This window comes from Staphylococcus sp. HMSC035D11 (assembly GCF_001836075.1).
Lineage (GTDB): Bacteria > Bacillota > Bacilli > Staphylococcales > Staphylococcaceae > Staphylococcus > Staphylococcus hominis.
On the sequence record NZ_KV827285.1, the window covers coordinates 24,754 to 42,796 of the forward strand.

Here is an 18,043-nt window from a genome sequence, read left to right on the forward strand (position 1 = left end):
TCGAGGTGAAAGTACTATGAAATCAATCACGCAGCCTTCATTTATGAAAGGTATTATGTTTACATTTATGATCGCAATGATCAGTTATATATTAGCTAAATTTCCTATTTTACATACGATTGGGGCATTAGCTATTGCTATCATTTTTGCGATGCTATATCGCCAAGTGATGGGATATCCAGAACACATTCGTCCAGGTATTACGTTCGCATCGAAACGTTTATTAAAATTTGCGATTATCTTATATGGGTTAAAATTAAATATGGGAGATATTCTAGGTAAAGGCTGGAAATTACTACTTATTGATATTATCGTAATTATCTTTTCAATAAGTTTAACTTTAATTTTGAATCAAATTATTAAAGGAAATCAAGATATCTCTATACTACTTGGTATTGGTACAGGAGTATGTGGAGCTGCAGCTATTGCAGCTACAGCACCAATCTTAAAATCTAAAGAAAAAGACATTGCAATAAGTGTAGGTATTATTGCACTAGTTGGAACTATATTTGCACTTATTTATACAGCTATCGAGGCTATTTTTAACATACCTACTATAACTTATGGCGCTTGGACAGGTGTGAGTTTGCATGAAATCGCTCATGTCGTCTTAGCAGCAGATATTGGCGGGCCAGAGGCAATGACATTTGCTTTACTTGGAAAATTAGGCCGTGTGTTTTTACTTATTCCATTAAGCATTGTCTTAATTTTGTATATGCGTTATAAGTCACACTCAAGCCAAGTACAACAAAAAATCGATATTCCTTACTTTCTCATTGGATTTATCATAATGGCTTTTATCAATACATTTGTTCCTATTCCTTCATTACTTATGAATATTATAAATGTTATTACAACGGTATGTATGTTAATGGCGATGGTTGCTCTAGGATTGAATATCGTTTTAAAAGAAGTTATTTCAAAAGCACTTAAACCTTTCATAGTGATATGTATAACTTCAATTTGTCTGTCTGGTGTGACTCTCTTAGTTACTTCTATAATATTTAAATAAGTAAACATGTTATATGCTTATATTTAAAATAAAAAGCATGCATTTCACCATTTTGAAATGCACGCTTTTTTAATCATTATTCTTCAATGTTTGTTAAATCTTCTAAGATTAATTCTGAAGCGATTAATCCTCTATATTTTGCCCAACGTTCACGGTTTACATCGTGTACACGATCATTTCTAACTGCTTCAATATTTGACCACGCTTCTGATTCTTTTAATTTTTCATAATCTGCTTTGTTATCTTCATCTACCATAATCAATATACGTTCTGGATTGAAGCTTGCAAATCGGTCTGTATCTACTTTTAAGTAATCTGCACCCATATATTCAGGTAGGTGGTTCTCCATATCTTCAGGAATAGAACCATTAAAACCAACTTTTTGCAAGAATTGTCCAACATATGAATGTGATGCATGAACATATAAGCCATCATGTGTTGGTACAGCAGCAATAGTTGATAAGTCTTTATCAAGTTTAATATCTTTGCTTAAGTCTTCAACTTTTTCATTGTGTTGAACAACAAGTTCACGGCCTTTATCTTCTTTAGATACGAGTTCTGCAATTTGTTTAAATGTTTCAATACTTTGGTCATAGTTAGCATCAAAACTTTCTAATAATACTGTTGGTGCTGCCGTATTTAATTTTTCAAATATTGATTCATGTCTTGTTTTATCTGCTAGTATTAATTGTGGTTCTGCTTTTTTAATTAATTCTGTATCAGGCTCTAAACGTGAACCAACAGATGTGTAGTTACCTACTAATCGTTTAATAGAATCTTCTAAGTTATTTTTATCTTTGTCATCAGCAATACCTGTGACATTCAATTCTAATTTAGCTAATGCTTCTACAAAAGAATATTCTAACGCAACAACTGATTCTAATTCATCTGGTATTTCTACGTTAACACCATTTGATTCAAATTCTTTAACCATAATATAAATCCCTCCAAATGAGATGACGTTTCATTTTTCGTACAATATAGTTATTTACATTTTAGAGAAATTTAAACATAGCATTCTTCCGTAATAAAAACGATTAGTCACAAGGACTAACCGTTTTATTATTACCTATAGCATGTTTAATCTTAATAAATCGATCACGCCTGTTGAAGCGCCTGGGAAAGCAAAAATCAATTGACTTAATTCTTTAGTTGTTAAACGTTGATTAATGATAAATACAAGTAAGTTTACTAAATCATTGGCAGCATCTGCATAGATTTCAGCACCTACTAAGTGTTTATGTTCATCTAGTACAATATACATTTCAGCTTCTGTTTCATTCTTATATTCGAATACCATTTGTTTACCGAATGGCACATGTTTTACTGTATATTGATCATTTTCTTTTGCGTCTTCTACAGTTACACCAATTTGTGATAAACGTGGAAGCGAATAAAGTACCGAAGGAATAGCTGGATATTTAATTTCATCTTGTACCATACCTAAAATATGTGCAGCAATGTAGTTTGATTCAAACGTCGCAGTTGGCGTTAATTTAGGAATCGTTTTATCTAAAACGTCACCACTTGCATAAATATTTTTAACATTTGTTCTTAAGTACTCATCTACTTCAATACCTTTTTTACTGTAATGAATGCCAACATTTTCTAATCCAATACCTTCAACATTTGGAACTCTTCCTGTTGCATCTAGTACATATTCTGTATGGATTGATAATCCAGATTCAGTTGTTAGTGTAAACGCGTCGCCTTCTTTTTTAACTGCAGTAGTATTTTCGTTTAGATAGAATTTAACGCCTTCATCTTCTAATTTTTTAACTAATTTATCTACATGATTACGGTTAAATCCTGGTAAAATCTCATCTGTATGATGAACCACATGAACGTCAGCGCCAGTTTTAATCATGATAGATGCAAATTCGATACTGATAATTCCGCCACCAATGAATGTGATACTTTTTGGTGTGTCTTCCATCGATAAGAAGTCACGGCTATCATGTGTATATTCTTTACCTTCGATAGGTAATTTATTACTATGTTGACCTGTCGCAACTACGATATTTTCAGTTTCAATAGATTCACCATTTACTTCAACTGTATGTTCATTTTTGATTACACCCGCACCATCATATACATCAATACCTTGTTGTTCAAATAATGATTTTAAATGACCAGCCATTGGATCAATCACTTTATGTTTATAATCCATTAAGTTTGACCAATTGACTTTAAGATCTTGTGATTCAACAATACCTGAATAGTGGGTTGCTTCTTCTAATACTTCAAATGGATTTTCAAGTAAGATTTTAGCATTACAGCCCCAGTTTGTGCATGTTCCCGCAATACGCTCTTTTTCGATAATTGCTACTTCTTTACCTGCATGTTTTAATGTTAAAGCTGCATGCCAAGCTGCATGTCCACTACCAATAAATGTAACGTCGTATTTTTTCATTTAACTCATCCTCTTCTTTATTTTTTATTGAGTTGTTTCAAACCATGTTCTAATTGTTCTAATACGTCTTTTGCTTGGTTATAATTCGTTTTATCAAAATTTGAAGGTAAACATTCGGCTACAGCTTCAAAAACTGCTTCTTGTTGTTGGTGTGCTTTTTCAGTAAGTGTCACCATCAGTTGACGTTTATCAGTTTCAGAACGTTCTCTTATGACCCATCCTGATTGTTCTAATCTTTTTAAAAGTGGTGTCAACGTATTACTTGATAAATCAAGTTGTCTACCAATCTCATGTAATGTTCGATTATCTTCTTCCCATAAAGCCAGTAACACTAAATATTGAGAATACGTTAATCCAAATGGCCTTAATTGTTGTTCATAAAATTGAGCAAATAAGCGACTCACATTATATGCAGAAAAACATAATTGATTCGCTAAAGTCATCTCGTTCTTGTCCAATACAACACCTCTTTTCAATCGTGCAAGATTTATTTTAGTATAAACAATCGCGCGCGATTAATCAAATGATAAATATCCAAATATTTCTAAAATATTGAAGGTGTAGAATAGAATTTATTTTAAATTTACTGTTCCACTCCCCTAACACTTTTGCTAGTTTAATTAGAAAAGACTCACTTTCCTTTAATAAAAGAAAATGAGTCCATGGTTTACTTATATCCAATCGGTAAATATTTATTTTTTAATCTTTTTTTCGTGATTTTTCGTATTCTTCCGTTATTAATTCAGATGCTTCACTATTAATCAGACTTTTAATTTTTTAAAAGTAAGACTACCTGCCTACTAAAAAAGATAAGATATGCTCTCTTTATTTCACTTTCAATCCTCTATATCGATTTAAGGTACCGATAAATTCTTGTTTACGAGGTAAGGCAAGATTTCCTGGATGTCCATTAAAATGAGAGAGCGCTTCTAATCCTTCATGCTCAATTAAGCGATACATTTCATTTGTTGCTTGAATTATGGAATTCTGATTATTGATACCATGACGTCTAAAGTAATCTAACATCACCGTAATAGCATTGGTCTGACTATCATCCACAAGTTGTTCTAATCCTGTTAGGTTAATAGGCTCATGACCATACATAATAGAATGTAATCCTTTTGCTTTAAAACGTTTTTCTTTTCCTTTTTTAGAGAAAGAATCTGTTAACGGTATGCGATGAGATAGCACTCCAAATGACTGATCACCATCAATTTCTCGCTTATAGCCGTCAGTATTCGCAATTTCTTTTGCTTCTTCTGTTACATCTTTTAAATGATATTCATCCATCATTAACACTTGGTCAGCAACATCAAAGTAATCTCCTGAACCGCCAACAATAAGAATAGTAGAAACACTATAATCTTCATATAATGATTTTACTTTATTAGAAAATGGAGTAATCGGCTCTTTTTCTGGAGCAATCAGTTGTTGCATGCGACCATCACGAATCATAAAATTGGTAGCTGATGTATCTTCATCGACTAATAATAATGAACTTTCTGCTTCTAAAGCTTCGATTACATTTGTGGCTTGAGATGTACTACCACTTGCGTTTTCTGTAGAAAAGTGTGTCGTATCTTTCTTTCCTGGCAGATTATCAATAAATGGACTAATATCGACATTTTCAACGTTTCGACCATCCTCAGCACGTATTTTCATTGCATCATGTTGAGTCACCACAAATTCTCGACCGTCATGTTGAATGTGATCATATACACTACGCTCAAGCGCTTCTAATAGTGTCGATTTACCATGGTAACCTCCACCGACAATAAGTGTAATCCCTTGTGGAATAGCCATCCCTGTGACTGACCGACCACTTGGAAGATTGAATGTATGTTCAAATTTCTTAGGACTTGTGAATTGAATGGCACCTTTCATTGGAGCGTCTGACACACCACTTTTTCTTGGCAAGATTGAACCATTTGCCACAAATGCGACTAAATGCTCTGTTTCAAGTTGTTGTCTAATATAGGTCTGGTCTAGTTTTAATACAACTTGTTCTTTCAATGCTTGTTGATTTAAATTTTTATATCGTATCGCTTTTTCTACCATTTGAGGAATGCCATGTATTATTGTATATGCTGCTGCTTTTCCTAGAATCTTACGTCCAGCTGCCGGTAGTCCAACTTCAATACGTATTTCAATCTCTTTATCATTAATCACTACAGATGTACGTTCGAGTATCTCTTGTCCTGGATGATCGATAAAGATCTTCCCATTTTTACCCGAACCTTTCACTGTACGATTGAAATGTTTTAACTGGGTATCCACTGTTCGAGTTAAAAAGTCTGAAGTCGCTATACGTTTATCTTTAGTGTCTAATAATTCATTAGGAATTTCAGTCTCATGTTTCTCAATAATGACACGCATTTTTGAAGGTGGCGCAAAAGGATCGACTTGGACATGATCGATAGCTAGACGGAATTGATCAAATTGATATATCCCTTTCATTCGTTTATAAGCGCCATATTTTTGTCCGTCTAAAGATTTAAGTAATCGTTCTAAATCTTTTGACTGTTTCATCTTAATTCCTCCGTTCATAACATTGCTTTTTTATGTTTACCCTTTTTTAAAAAAATAAAAAATCACTACTCCAAATCATTGAAGTAGCGATATATATACGTTATTCAGATTTAACATCTGTTCGTCACCATAAATCATGTTCAATTTTAGCTAAATTGCGACCCCGTGTTTCTGAAAGATGCTTAATCACAAAGAACATCGCGAGTACACCAATAGCTGTAAAGATTACCATTCATATTAATATTATATAAAATCGTTTTCTTTTCTAAGCAAGTAATAATGGACTTGAAAAAATAAGAAAGAAAATAATTGTTAAAAATAACGTGATACCATTAAATACTTTGCTGCTACTCATTAGACCTACAACACTTGAAACCACTGACAATAGCATGACAAAAAAGCCAGGTAAATACCAAAACATATCTGTAAATGTAATCGAAACTGCAAGTAGAAATGATAATACACATAAGATACCAGAAACTATATTCATATTGTTTATTCTCATTGATGTCTTCCTTTCTGTAAGATATTAATAACATTATATACTATATTTACATTTAAATTTACTATATATCATTATTTTTTAAAAATATAAAACACTCTCATTAATAAATATCTAAGTAAGCGTATTTTATCTTTGATTGCGTCTCTAAATCTTTTTGTTACTTGTAGGTGTATTAGCTTTTATTGCTTATTATTTTTGCTAATTACTCATTTTTAATGAGTTATACAATTGCGATGAGTCCAATCATTATTGGTCTATATTTATAGGAAAGGTAACGTTGTCATCAATTAGACTAGTACATAAAAAAACAATAAGGTTAAGTATTTCATCAATATGCAGATAGTATCTACTAAAAGAATATAAAAATGCACCCCAAAAGTTAGATTTTAAGTCCAACTTTTGGGGTGCGTATCAGTTTTAAAAATAATAATATATATTTGTTGTTTAAATTAGTGGAATCTCATACCGCCATCAACAATAATAGTTTGACCAGTAATGTAATCAGAATCACTGCTAGCTAAGAAACCAACCACATTGGCTACATCTTCTGGTTTAGATAAACGTTTTAATGTGATTTGATCAGTGAATTGTTTCCAACCCCATTCTTCTGGTTGATTATTTTCTTCGGCTAATTTTTTAGCAATACCTTCCATCATAGGTGTTTCAACGATACCTGGTGCAAATGCATTTACTGTAATACCTTTGTCAGCTAAATCACGTGCAGCAACTTGAGTTAATCCACGAACTGCGAATTTAGTACTACTGTATAAAGATAATCCCGCATTACCTTCAACACCTGCTTGAGATGTTGCGTTTATAATTTTACCGCCATGACCTAATTTTTCAAATTGTTCTAAAGCTGCTTGAATGCCCCAGAATACGCCTCCAACATTTACTCCGATAACTTGATTAAATTGTTCAGGTGTTACTGTATGAATAGGTGTTGTTGGTCCTAAACCAGCATTATTTACAACTACATTTAACTCTCCAAAATGTTCTACAACTTTACGTGTCACATCAAAAACATTTTCACGGTCGGATACGTCAGCTCTAAATGCTACTGCTTCTTGACCTTCTTTTGAAAGTGCTTCAGCAGCTTTTTTTGCGCCTTCTTCATTAAAATCGACAATAGCAACGTTAAAACCGTCATTAAATAAACGTTCTGCTATTTTGAAACCAATACCTTGTGCTGCACCTGTAACAAGTGCTACTTTTTTAGAATTGTCCATTTACTACACCTCTTAAAGTAATATAACTTTCAATTATTATGTTAGCACTTTGTATGTAAAATACTATGAAAAGTTTGTGAACTTTTGAACAAAGTTTTGTTAATGATTACTTCTTTAAATAATCAATAAATCGTAATAAAGAGGTTTCATTTTTTCTGTTGTCATTGACTATCGCTGTAAAATACACTGAATAATCAAAAGGATGGCCTAGAGGTATGGCCTCAATGTATTCGTCATTTAAAATGGGTTCGTCTTCGATCATGTAACTAGAAATCATACCTACACCTAAGCCTTCTGCAACAGTTCTTAATAAAACGATGGGATTATGCGTACGAAATACAATTTTTAATTCCCCATTTTCTTCTTCGAATTTTTTCAAATGATGATGGTAAAAGCTACGATCATAGAGAATAAAAGGATAGTCTTTAATATCCTCTAAATTAACAGTATCTTTAAACGTAAGTTTAGATTTAGCAGGTACAATAAGTTTAAAATTCGTCGATAAATTAAGAGGAAATTCATGAATTAATGACATTGTTTTATCTGATTCTTTTTTACCAATTAATCCTAAATCTATCTCATTATTTCTCAACATTTTTATAATATTTTCACGGTCAGATTCTATAACTTCAATATCTACGTTTGGATAATCCACTTTAAATTGAGAAATGACTTTAGGAAGTAGTTTGTGAAATAACGTTGGTATAGTGGCTATGGTTAATTTTCCTGTTATATGTGTTTGTAAACGTTCTACTTCTAGCATGAGATGTTCTTTCGCTTCCAAAATTTCCAATATTTTTGGAATCAATCGTTTGCCAATTTCTGTCGGTACTGTCCCTTTTCTGGAGCGATAAAATAATGAATATCCTAATTCTGTTTCCAGATTAGCAATCGATTGACTCATGGCAGATTGACTAATATGCATTAGTTCACTTGCACGAATCATTGATTCTTGTTCGTATACTGATTTAACATATATTAGCTGTTCAAAATTCATATGTTCTCCTCCTTTATATCAGTTTTACTTATATTAAATTAAATTATTCTAATTATACATTAAGTCTTACTAATATTATAATAATTAAGTATAAATTAAGATAAATAGGATTAAATAGAGGAGGTTAAACATGTCGCAACGTTTATGGTCGAAAGACTTTATCTTTGTAACGATTGTGAATTTATTTATGTATTTAATTCACTACATGCTTATTGTGACAATTACACAATTCACAATCGAAACGTACCATGCTTCAGAAAGTATTGGCGGATTAGCAGCTGGTGTATTTATCATTGGCATGCTAGCTGGAAGATTAGGCGCTGGAAGAATCATCGATCATCTTCAACCTAAGAACGTGCTCATTGGCGGTGTCATTGGCTCTATTATAGCTATCGCTTTATATTTTACAATTCATAGTATTCTTATTTTGATGTTTGTTCGTTTTATTCATGGAATTGCCTTTGGTTTCTCTTCAACAGCAACGGGTACGATTTCTTCTAGATTAATTCCAGAAGAACGTAAAGGTGAAGGTATCGGTTACTACGGTTTAAGCGTGACGCTTGCTTCCGCTTTTGGCCCATTCTTAGGACTAGTATTAAATAATAATTTAGGATTTTCTTCAATTTTTGGCATCAGTTTGATTAGCATTGTCGTTTCATTTAGTTTTACTTTATTAATTAAAAAATTACCGATGAATCATGACATAGTTACTGAAGAACAATCACGTCCTAAAGGTCTCAGTGCTTTCTTACAAAAAGAAGCATTGCCTATTTCATGTGTCGTCATCTTAGTAGGAATTGCTTATGCAAGTGTACTTTCATTCTTATCAATATACAGTGAAATGTTACATTTAGTTACTGCATCTAGTTTCTTCTTTATTGTATTTGCAGTTGTGACCTTTGTGACACGTCCATTCACTGGAAAAATTTATGATCATTTTGGCGAAAATAAAGTCATGTATCCTGTACTTCTAAGTTTTGCAATAGGATTAGCTATTTTAAGTATAGTAAGTTCTCCATTTTTACTATTACTATCTGCAGCATTTATTGGCTTTGGTTATGGAACCATCGTTCCAACTGCACAAGCCATTGCCATTCAACAATCACCCACTAGTAAGATGGGATTAGCTACATCAACGTTCTATATCTTTGTGGACTTTGGTGCAGGCATGGGTCCTTTCATTTTAGGTCTACTCATTCCATTTATGGGCTATCGCTATTTATATCTTGCAATGGCAGGTCTAATTATTATTGCAATGATTTTATATTTCTTTGTACATGGTCGTTATCAAAACAGTACTTCATCAAAAGGTTAATGTATAAAAAAAGCGTGCGCTCATTTAACATGAACACACGCTCTTTCGTTATTTTCACAAGATTTTCAAGACATCCATCTCACTAACTTCAGACAACCGTCAGTCTTACCTGATTTTTTTAATATCCTATTACTAAAGCAATAGACATAGCAACGCTACATATAATTATCCATATTAATATAGGTTTCCATACAAACTTCAACCATTCAGTATAAGAAATTTTACCTACAGCTAGAGCTCCCATTAAAATTGCTGATGTAGGAAATAGAATATTACTTATTGCATCACCATATTGGAAGGCTAAGACAGTAAGCTGACGATTAATATGTAACAAATCAGAGATAGGAACCATTAAAGGCATCGTCGTTAATGCTTGACCCGAACCTGATGGAATAAAGAAATTAAGAATGAATTGTAAAATAAACATAGCTATAATCACTAATGACGTTGGTACATCTGATAATAAGGTCGTCAATGCATGAACAATGGTATCTATGATTTTCCCATTTTCTAACAGTACGATAATTCCTTTTGCGATACCAACAATCATTGCTCCAAATAGAATATTTTTCATTCCATCTACTAAAGCATCAAACGTACCATTAAACCCTAAGCCACCTACTAAGCCCGCTAAAATTCCTGCAAATAAGAAATTAGCGCTCATTTCATTGAAACTCCATCCAAATTTAAAAATACCAAATATATTGAAGAGGATAGTTGCCATAATAATCATTAAACTAAATGCTTGTTTTTTACTAAAATGTTGATAATCGATGTCTTGATTAACTTGTCCTTCTTCTTTTTTTAAATGATACACAATACTTTTAGTTTTATCTTTTTTAACTTTACTAGCATATAACATTACAGTTGAAATGGCCGTTGCTAATATAAAAAGATATATGATAGTTCGAAGGCCCCAACCTGAAAACATTGGAAGTTCAGCAACTGTTTGAGCCACCCCAACTGTAAAAGGATTTAACATGCCCCCACTAAAACCACTAGCTGCCCCCAAAATAACCATGGCAGCACCGGTTAATGCATCATAACCTAAGGTACGAGCAATAATAATACCAATGGGAACAAATATAATAGTTTCTTCAGCTAAACCTATTGTAAAACCTAATATTGAAAAGATGATCATCGTTAGTGGAATCATTAAAAAGTTGGCTTTTCCCAAAACTCTCATAGCTTTATTTACACCATTTTCAAAAGCACCTGTTTTGTGGACAATTCCAAAAGCGCCACCCACTAAAAATACATAAAAAACAATTTCTCCTCCACTAATCAATCCTTCTGGGACAGCTCTAAATATATTCAAAAAATTTAGATGTTCTGAAGATACTGTGTGGTAGGTGCCAGGAATAACTATGGTTTGTCCGTTTTTCTTTTCTCTCGCATATTCTCCAGCAGGAATAATATAAGTAAGTAACCAGGAAATTACTATAATCAACATTAATATTGCATAGGTGTGCGGCGTTTCTAGTTTAAACTTTCCAGTTTTATTCTTTTTCATTTATGTCATCCCCTTGTTATTCATTACATATGAATCAAAACTCAAAATATATATAATTTATCATAACCTATTTAAACAAAAATGATAATATTACATTTTTAATAATTTTAAACTTTTTGTTTTATATAACAAAAGCCAAAAATTATATCATTTTTGGCTTCTTTTTAATAAGTCTGTCTATATCAATTTTAATGTTAAATATAAACCTAGTAAGGTCATGAATAAAACTGGAAGGGTAATAACGATACCTGTTTTAAAATAGGTGCCCCACGATATTTTAATTCCTTTTTGAGCTAAAACATGGAGCCATAACAATGTAGCTAAAGAACCAATCGGTGTAATTTTAGGTCCTAAATCTGAACCTATTACGTTAGCGTATATCATTCCCTCTTTAAGTACATCAGTAGCTGCTGATTGATGAATGGCAATCGCATCAATGAGTACGGTAGGTAAATTATTCATTATTGACGAGAGTATAGCTGAGATAAAACCAACACCCATAATACTAGTAAATAAACCTTGATGTGCGATATTTGAAAATATATGACCTAACACATGAGTAATCCCCACGTTTTTCAAACCGAAGACAACTAAGTACATTCCCAGTGAAAATATAACAATATTCCATGGTGCGCCTTTTACAACTTTTCTAACTGGAACGGCATTCGATTTCGCCGCTAAAATAAGAAAAATAAAAGCAATACTACCTGCAATAATAGAGACAGGCACACGAACAAACTCACTCATCATATAACCTATAAGTAATAAAACTAATACGAACCACGATATACGGAATAATGAAGCATCTTTAATAACTAATTGAGGTGCCTTCATTTTTGTTATATCCACTTGCTTTGGCATTGCCTTTTTAAAATAAAGCCACAATACAACAATACTTGCGATTAATGAAAATATATTTGGAAGTATCATACGACTTAAATATTCTATAAATCCAATATTAAAATAATCTGCTGAAACAATATTTACTAAATTACTCACTGTAAACGGTAAGGATGTAGTATCCGCAATAAAGCCACTGGCGATAATAAATGGAAATACCATCTTTTCTTTGAAACCTAAGTGACGTACCATTGCTAATACTATAGGAGTGAGAATAAGTGCTGCCCCATCATTCGCAAAAAATGCTGCTACTATCGCTCCAAGTATCATAATGAAAATAAACATCTTTCGTCCATCGCCTTGAGATGCCTTTACCATATGAAGTGCTGCCCATTCAAAAAAGCCAATTTCATCTAAAATAAGTGAAATAAGAATAATAGCCACAAATGTTAGCGTTGCATTCCATACTATACTCGTCACTTCCATAACATCTGACCATCCTACTACGCCCGTCAGAAGTGCTACAACTGCACCAATAACAGCAGTAATCGAAATATCTAATCCTTTGGGTTGCCAAATTACAAAAATTAATGTGAGTACAAAAATGGTAATGGCTAAAAAAGTCATCATCTATCATCACCACTTTTATACTTTAAATACTGCCATGTATTCCTTGAAAAATGAAATGTTGTATTTTTATATTTCATTTGCTCCGAACCTCCTACAATCTTATTCATCGTATCATAATAAACAGAAAAACGTTGTAAAATGTCTTAATTTAAACATCTCACAACGTTTTATTAACAATTCATTTATTTTTCTTCTTTTACCATTTTGCCATTTTCATCTAATTTTTGAATTTTTCCGTGTTTCATTCTATATGTACCTAGAATCTCGCCTTTTTTGTTACGATAGTTCACAATCCAGTTACCATTATGATCTGTCATTTTGACATCATCCCATAAATAACCTGATTTTTTTAATTCTACGTCATCAAAATCAGAAATTAATTGATACACTTCGTTACGATAACGCGTATTGACACTACCAGATTTTTCTAAATCATTTGAAGCTAACGGATTCCCATTATCATTAGCACTATCAGGTAACGAGTTTGAAATATGCATTTTACTTATAAGTTCTGGTAAAGCTTTATTATCTTTATTATGTTTATATACTTCTTCTAAACTAGCTTCTTTTCCTTTATCAAGTAAATCGTTATAATCCAATGTACCTTTTTGCATACGTCCTACATAAACTGTATCTTTATTAACTCCAATTAGCGCTTGATAGGTACTTTTATCTGGATAAACCGTAAAGAACTGCATATGTTTTGGTGCATGTTTTACTGGTTGTTTCACTTTAACCAATGTAAAATCAACTAATTTATAATTATGTTTGCCCGTAGGTAATCTATATTCATAAATTCCAGTTAGAATTTCATTTTTAGTCAATGTATATTGATCGACACCATCAATACAGAATGCTAATGCTAATCGTTCTTTCGTTGATAATTTAGACGTATTGGTTAATGACGTTTCATCTTTTTTATCTGATTCGTTCTTTTTAGCTTTTTGAACGTTATTTTGATTTGATTTTGATTTATTATCTTCTTTTGAAGATTCATGCGTACTACAAGCAGCTAATAACATCATCATGATACTACCCAAAAATAAAAATTTTTTCATCTATTGGCCCCTCATACATTCTTCTTATTTTACTAATATACTATACATTATTTATACATTATTTGAAGAGGAAGATAAATATAAATTTTGTTAAAATACCATTTTTTCATAAAAGTTGTATCTTATATAATTAAAAAACTATGTTACACTGTGTACAATGTTTCATTATTGTTTATAGTAATTAAAATTTAAAGGAGTTTAAGCATGAAAAAATTCTCTGCAGTCCTAATGACAAGCGCTTTATTACTTTCAGCTTGCTCACATAGTAATGATGAAAATGAAAATAATACTAAACAAACATCTCAAACTAATAAAAGTGATGACAATCAACAAAAACATAAAAAAGTTATTAAAGAGGGTCGTACATATATCGATGGTATTTTAATTGTAAATAAAAATATAGGTCTTCCTTCAAATTATAATCCTGGTGAAGATCCAAAAGCCCAACAAGCCTTACAACAATTATTTAGTGCTGCACAAAAAGAGGGTATTAACTTATACAAAATGAGTGGCTACAGAAGTTATCCTACTCAAGTTCAACTATACAATCGTTATGCTGCACGCGATGGTAAAAAAGCTGCAGATAAATATAGCGCACGTCCTGGCTACTCAGAACATCAAACAGGTCTTACATTTGACATCGGTGGCGTTAATTCAGATAAAAACTTATATGCAAGTTTCGGAAAAACAAAAGAAGGGCAATGGATTGCGAAAAACGCACATAAATACGGCTTTATCGTGAGATATCCTAAAGGAAAAGAAAAAATTACTGGTTATCAATACGAACCATGGCATTTACGTTATTTAGGAAAAGATACTGCAACCAAAGTATATCAATCTGGTAAAACTTTAGAAGAATATGTAGGATTAAAATAACTTCGCCACACATATTATTAGTCAATTAAAAACCATGAGTGAGAATACTCCTACTCATGGTTGTTTTAATATTAACTTCATTGTTTCACGTCAAACATCATATTTTATCTATTTTTACTATCCAACCAATCAATGATATCTCTAAAAATACTTTGATTATATGACGACTCATTGAAAATTTCATGTTGTAAATTTTCATAAATATACAGAGACTTTTTCTTAGAAGCAATTTCATTATATAAATCGATAGAATCTTTATAGCTTACGAGACCATCTTCTTTACCATGTAAGATGAGTACTGGATCTATAAAATGGCTTGGATGTTCTTTTAGATAGGCAATACCATCCATCAGGGTAAATATGAGGCCTATAGAAATCTCTTTAGCGACTAAATCATCATCTCTATATTTTTGGATAATTTCTTCGTCAGAACAAACACCGTCTTCCAGTTCATTTTTGACATATGTATCTGCTGAAATATTTTTATCTGGCTCTCCGAATGTACTTTTATTATAGCGCGTTAGTGCGCCAGAAGTAATAATGCCATCTACTTTATTAGGGTATTTGGTACCAAATAAAGTTACCGCGTAACCTCCCATACTATGTCCGATTAAAAATACTCTTCCACTATAATTCTCCTTAGTGTAGTTAATTATCCTATCCAAGTCATCAATGATTTCATCCACATGACTATAAAATACTCTCTTACCTTCAGAACGCCCATGACCACGTTGATCAAAACGAACGACATTATAATGATGCTCATTTAAAAACGCGACCAATTCATCATAACGGTCTAGATGCTCTGCAAGACCATGTGCAATTATAATATTTGCTTTACTTTCTTTAACTTCATTAACTTTTGTATAGAGTTTAGTTCCATCTTTTGATTCTAAATATTTTATATAATTCATTTTTATCATCCCTTTTATTTACCTTTACTCGTATCTACCCTTCGTTAATTAGAATAAACACATATAAAACCTCTTAATATTCTTATTTCGTTTGATGGTTTTCCTCTTGTTTTTCCCATAATAACATCACTATGCATCAAAACTTTCTAAAAAACTCATAACTCTATACTCTTAATATATAAAAAGCGTGCTAGTCTTTCCAAAATAATCTCTTTAAGACTGCACGCTCACTTCATTATTTAATTATTGTATTTTCTTTTTCATGAATCATTTGAATTATTTCATTATTTTCGTTCATAATCGCTACTTTAGGTGCATGATCGATTAATTCACGTTCGTCCAACTGTACATAAGTCATAATAATAACAATATCATCTACTTCTACTAAGCGAGATGCAGCACCATTGAGACAAATTTTTCCACTACCACGTTCACCCGCAATCACATATGTTTCGAAACGTGCTCCATTATTATTGTTTACAATAGCAACCTTTTCATTTGGAAGAATATCAACCGCATCTAAAATATCGGCATCGATCGTGATACTTCCTACATAATTTAAATTGGATTCTGTGACACGTGCTCTATGAATTTTACTATTCATCATTGTTCTAATCATTTTCTCTATTTACTCCCTAAAATAATATTATCTATTAAACGTGCTTTAGAAAATTTGACAGCTAAAGCAATAAAAATTTGACCATTTATTTCATTAACAACTTCAAGTTCAGGATAACTATAAATTGCGACTTCGTCGATATGACCGCTTGTATGTTCTTGTAAGTATGTTTTTATTGCACCTACAAGTATATGACTTCGACGTTCACCTTCTGCATACATGTCTTTGGCTAATTTTAAACTTTTACTTAGATGAACCGCTTCTTTACGTTCTTCATCAGTCAAATACACATTACGAGAACTACGCGCCAGTCCATCGTCTTCACGTACTATATCGACGCCGACAATTTCAATAGGATGATTAAAATCTTTTACCATTTTCTCAATAATTGCTAATTGTTGTGCATCTTTTTTACCAAAGTAGGCTTTATTAGGACTTACGATATTAAATAATTTATTAACTACTGTAACGACACCATCAAAATGTCCAGGACGTTGTGGGCCTTCTAAGACTTTCCCTAGACGTCCCACCTTTAATGTGACGCCTAATTCATCTGGATACATCTCTTCAACGGAAGGATGGAATACATAATCGACATGAATAGCTTTAACTAAAGAAACATCCTTATCAATTTGGCGAGGATATGCATCATAATCTTCATTAGGTCCAAATTGTAATGGATTTACAAATACACTAATGACTGTCACATCGTTTTCTTCAACTGAACGTCGCATCATACTTAAATGTCCTTCATGAAGCGCACCCATTGTTGGAATGAAACCTATTGATTGACCAGACGCTTTTATGCGTTGTGCGATTGTTTGCATCTCTTTTACAGTATTAATTACTTGTGTCATTTTTATTAACCTCATCTAATACTTTTTTCTTATACGTATGTGCTTCTGCAGGAAATGCTCCTGCTTTCACTTCTTTATCATATTGCTTCATACCATCAATGCCTACAGATAAATCTGCAAACTGTTTTACGAATTTAGCATAACGTTCTACGCCATAATTTAACATATCGTGATACACCAATACTTGTCCGTCTGTATCTTTACCTGCCCCAATACCAATAACTGGAATGTCTAATTGTTTACTAATTAATCCAGCTAAGTCACTTGGAATAGCTTCTAATACTAACGCCACTGCACCTGCTTCTTGAACGGCATGTGCATCACGAATAAGTTGTTCTGCTGCGTCTTTTGTACCACCTTGTAACTTGTAACCCATAACACCGACACTTTGTGGCATTAAACCAAGATGTGCAACAATTGGAATACCCATTTGTGTCGATTTTTTAATGAAGTCAGTTAAATGGGCACCTTCTGCTTTTAATGCATTCGCATTGGTTTGTTGATATAACGTTATCGCATGATTTAAATCATGTTCCGCACTTACGCCTACCGCTCCGATAGGTAAGTCTACAACGATAAATGTATCATCGGCGCCTCGACGAACAGCTTTACCATGATGAATCATATCATCTAAAGTAACTTGAGTGGTTGTATCATAACCTAAAACTGTCATTCCTAGCGAATCACCAACTAGAATCATATCAATATTGGCTTGTTGCGCTTGTTTTGCACTGGG

The 18,043-nt window shown here is 32.5% G+C and carries 17 protein-coding genes; 3 read left to right on the forward strand and 14 right to left on the reverse strand.

The window, feature by feature from the left end; all coding sequences use genetic code 11:
* Positions 1-16: 16 nt before the first annotated feature.
* The gene (locus HMPREF2647_RS10060) at positions 17-1,012 is read left to right on the forward strand and encodes a YeiH family protein (RefSeq protein WP_049419892.1); all 996 of its coding nucleotides are present in this window, start codon (positions 17-19) and stop codon (positions 1,010-1,012) included.
* A gap of 76 nt (positions 1,013-1,088) precedes the next feature.
* Here HMPREF2647_RS10060 and HMPREF2647_RS10065 read toward each other — a convergent pair whose 3' ends face one another.
* The 7 genes from HMPREF2647_RS10065 to HMPREF2647_RS10095 form a co-directional block, all read right to left on the reverse strand.
* Complete coding sequence (locus HMPREF2647_RS10065) at positions 1,089-1,946, reverse strand: ABC transporter substrate-binding protein (RefSeq protein WP_070813089.1); 858 nt, start codon at positions 1,944-1,946, stop codon at positions 1,089-1,091.
* A 135-nt stretch (positions 1,947-2,081) separates the two neighbouring features.
* On the reverse strand, positions 2,082-3,425 hold the full coding sequence (locus HMPREF2647_RS10070) for a dihydrolipoyl dehydrogenase family protein (protein ID WP_070860022.1): 1,344 nt from the start codon (positions 3,423-3,425) through the stop codon (positions 2,082-2,084).
* A gap of 17 nt (positions 3,426-3,442) precedes the next feature.
* Positions 3,443-3,883, reverse strand: a complete 441-nt coding sequence (locus HMPREF2647_RS10075) for a MarR family winged helix-turn-helix transcriptional regulator (protein ID WP_070860024.1) — start codon at positions 3,881-3,883, stop codon at positions 3,443-3,445.
* Positions 3,884-4,250: 367 nt separating this feature from the next.
* Positions 4,251-5,954: an ABC-ATPase domain-containing protein gene (locus HMPREF2647_RS10080; protein ID WP_070860026.1), complete on the reverse strand. Its 1,704-nt coding sequence runs from the start codon at positions 5,952-5,954 to the stop codon at positions 4,251-4,253.
* Positions 5,955-6,219: 265 nt separating this feature from the next.
* Positions 6,220-6,459 carry a hypothetical protein gene (locus tag HMPREF2647_RS10085; protein ID WP_017174751.1) on the reverse strand — a complete coding sequence of 80 codons (240 nt, stop codon included), beginning with the start codon at positions 6,457-6,459 and terminating at the stop codon, positions 6,220-6,222.
* 449 nt (positions 6,460-6,908) lie between these two features.
* On the reverse strand, positions 6,909-7,688 hold the full coding sequence (locus HMPREF2647_RS10090) for a (S)-acetoin forming diacetyl reductase (RefSeq protein WP_017174750.1): 780 nt from the start codon (positions 7,686-7,688) through the stop codon (positions 6,909-6,911).
* 106 nt (positions 7,689-7,794) lie between these two features.
* Positions 7,795-8,685, reverse strand: coding sequence for a LysR family transcriptional regulator (locus HMPREF2647_RS10095; RefSeq protein WP_017174749.1), 891 nt, complete (start codon positions 8,683-8,685; stop codon positions 7,795-7,797).
* A gap of 130 nt (positions 8,686-8,815) precedes the next feature.
* Here HMPREF2647_RS10095 and HMPREF2647_RS10100 point away from each other — a divergent pair, with 130 nt between their 5' ends.
* Entirely contained in the window at positions 8,816-10,000 is a 1,185-nt protein-coding gene (locus HMPREF2647_RS10100) for an MFS transporter (protein WP_017174748.1), read from the forward strand.
* Positions 10,001-10,118: 118 nt separating this feature from the next.
* Here HMPREF2647_RS10100 and HMPREF2647_RS10105 read toward each other — a convergent pair whose 3' ends face one another.
* The 3 genes from HMPREF2647_RS10105 to HMPREF2647_RS10115 all read right to left on the reverse strand — a co-directional run bounded on the left by HMPREF2647_RS10105 (position 10,119) and on the right by HMPREF2647_RS10115 (position 14,041).
* A complete protein-coding gene (locus HMPREF2647_RS10105) occupies positions 10,119-11,513 on the reverse strand; it encodes a YfcC family protein (protein ID WP_070860028.1) in 1,395 nt (464 codons plus the stop codon).
* Positions 11,514-11,690: 177 nt separating this feature from the next.
* Positions 11,691-12,980, reverse strand: a complete 1,290-nt coding sequence (gene arsB / locus HMPREF2647_RS10110) for an arsenite efflux transporter membrane subunit ArsB (RefSeq protein WP_061544165.1) — start codon at positions 12,978-12,980, stop codon at positions 11,691-11,693.
* A 185-nt stretch (positions 12,981-13,165) separates the two neighbouring features.
* Positions 13,166-14,041 (reverse strand): hypothetical protein, encoded by an 876-nt coding sequence (locus tag HMPREF2647_RS10115; protein ID WP_017174745.1) that lies wholly within the window; start codon positions 14,039-14,041, stop codon positions 13,166-13,168.
* A 204-nt stretch (positions 14,042-14,245) separates the two neighbouring features.
* Between HMPREF2647_RS10115 and HMPREF2647_RS10120 the strand changes: the two genes are divergently transcribed.
* Entirely contained in the window at positions 14,246-14,917 is a 672-nt protein-coding gene (locus tag HMPREF2647_RS10120; RefSeq protein ID WP_017174744.1) for a M15 family metallopeptidase, read from the forward strand.
* 104 nt (positions 14,918-15,021) lie between these two features.
* Here the strand turns inward: HMPREF2647_RS10120 and HMPREF2647_RS10125 are convergent, their stop codons facing one another.
* The 4 genes from HMPREF2647_RS10125 to panB form a co-directional block, all read right to left on the reverse strand.
* Positions 15,022-15,831 carry an alpha/beta hydrolase gene (locus HMPREF2647_RS10125; RefSeq protein ID WP_017174743.1) on the reverse strand — a complete coding sequence of 270 codons (810 nt, stop codon included), beginning with the start codon at positions 15,829-15,831 and terminating at the stop codon, positions 15,022-15,024.
* Between the two features lie 235 nt (positions 15,832-16,066).
* On the reverse strand, positions 16,067-16,450 hold the full coding sequence (panD, locus tag HMPREF2647_RS10130; protein ID WP_002449536.1) for an aspartate 1-decarboxylase: 384 nt from the start codon (positions 16,448-16,450) through the stop codon (positions 16,067-16,069).
* 5 nt (positions 16,451-16,455) lie between these two features.
* The gene (panC, locus tag HMPREF2647_RS10135) at positions 16,456-17,307 is read right to left on the reverse strand and encodes a pantoate--beta-alanine ligase (RefSeq protein ID WP_061544151.1); all 852 of its coding nucleotides are present in this window, start codon (positions 17,305-17,307) and stop codon (positions 16,456-16,458) included.
* A partial coding sequence (gene panB / locus HMPREF2647_RS10140) for a 3-methyl-2-oxobutanoate hydroxymethyltransferase (protein ID WP_070860029.1) occupies positions 17,291-18,043 on the reverse strand: 753 nt, incomplete at its 5' end. The genes panC and panB, both read right to left, overlap by 17 nt.

Excerpts from the sequence above, each read along its gene's own strand:
- HMPREF2647_RS10060 (WP_049419892.1), top strand. The coding sequence starts at position 17 with ATGAAATCAATCACGCAGCCTTCATTTATGAAAGGTATTATGTTTACA.
- HMPREF2647_RS10065 (WP_070813089.1), bottom strand. The coding sequence starts at position 1,946 with ATGGTTAAAGAATTTGAATCAAATGGTGTTAACGTAGAAATACCAGAT.
- HMPREF2647_RS10070 (WP_070860022.1), bottom strand. The coding sequence starts at position 3,425 with ATGAAAAAATACGACGTTACATTTATTGGTAGTGGACATGCAGCTTGG.
- HMPREF2647_RS10080 (WP_070860026.1), bottom strand. The coding sequence starts at position 5,954 with ATGAAACAGTCAAAAGATTTAGAACGATTACTTAAATCTTTAGACGGA.
- HMPREF2647_RS10085 (WP_017174751.1), bottom strand. The coding sequence starts at position 6,459 with ATGAGAATAAACAATATGAATATAGTTTCTGGTATCTTATGTGTATTA.
- HMPREF2647_RS10090 (WP_017174750.1), bottom strand. The coding sequence starts at position 7,688 with ATGGACAATTCTAAAAAAGTAGCACTTGTTACAGGTGCAGCACAAGGT.
- HMPREF2647_RS10095 (WP_017174749.1), bottom strand. The coding sequence starts at position 8,685 with ATGAATTTTGAACAGCTAATATATGTTAAATCAGTATACGAACAAGAA.
- HMPREF2647_RS10100 (WP_017174748.1), top strand. The coding sequence starts at position 8,816 with ATGTCGCAACGTTTATGGTCGAAAGACTTTATCTTTGTAACGATTGTG.
- HMPREF2647_RS10105 (WP_070860028.1), bottom strand. The coding sequence starts at position 11,513 with ATGAAAAAGAATAAAACTGGAAAGTTTAAACTAGAAACGCCGCACACC.
- arsB (WP_061544165.1), bottom strand. The coding sequence starts at position 12,980 with ATGACTTTTTTAGCCATTACCATTTTTGTACTCACATTAATTTTTGTA.
- HMPREF2647_RS10115 (WP_017174745.1), bottom strand. The coding sequence starts at position 14,041 with ATGAAAAAATTTTTATTTTTGGGTAGTATCATGATGATGTTATTAGCT.
- HMPREF2647_RS10120 (WP_017174744.1), top strand. The coding sequence starts at position 14,246 with ATGAAAAAATTCTCTGCAGTCCTAATGACAAGCGCTTTATTACTTTCA.
- HMPREF2647_RS10125 (WP_017174743.1), bottom strand. The coding sequence starts at position 15,831 with ATGAATTATATAAAATATTTAGAATCAAAAGATGGAACTAAACTCTAT.
- panD (WP_002449536.1), bottom strand. The coding sequence starts at position 16,450 with ATGATTAGAACAATGATGAATAGTAAAATTCATAGAGCACGTGTCACA.
- panC (WP_061544151.1), bottom strand. The coding sequence starts at position 17,307 with ATGACACAAGTAATTAATACTGTAAAAGAGATGCAAACAATCGCACAA.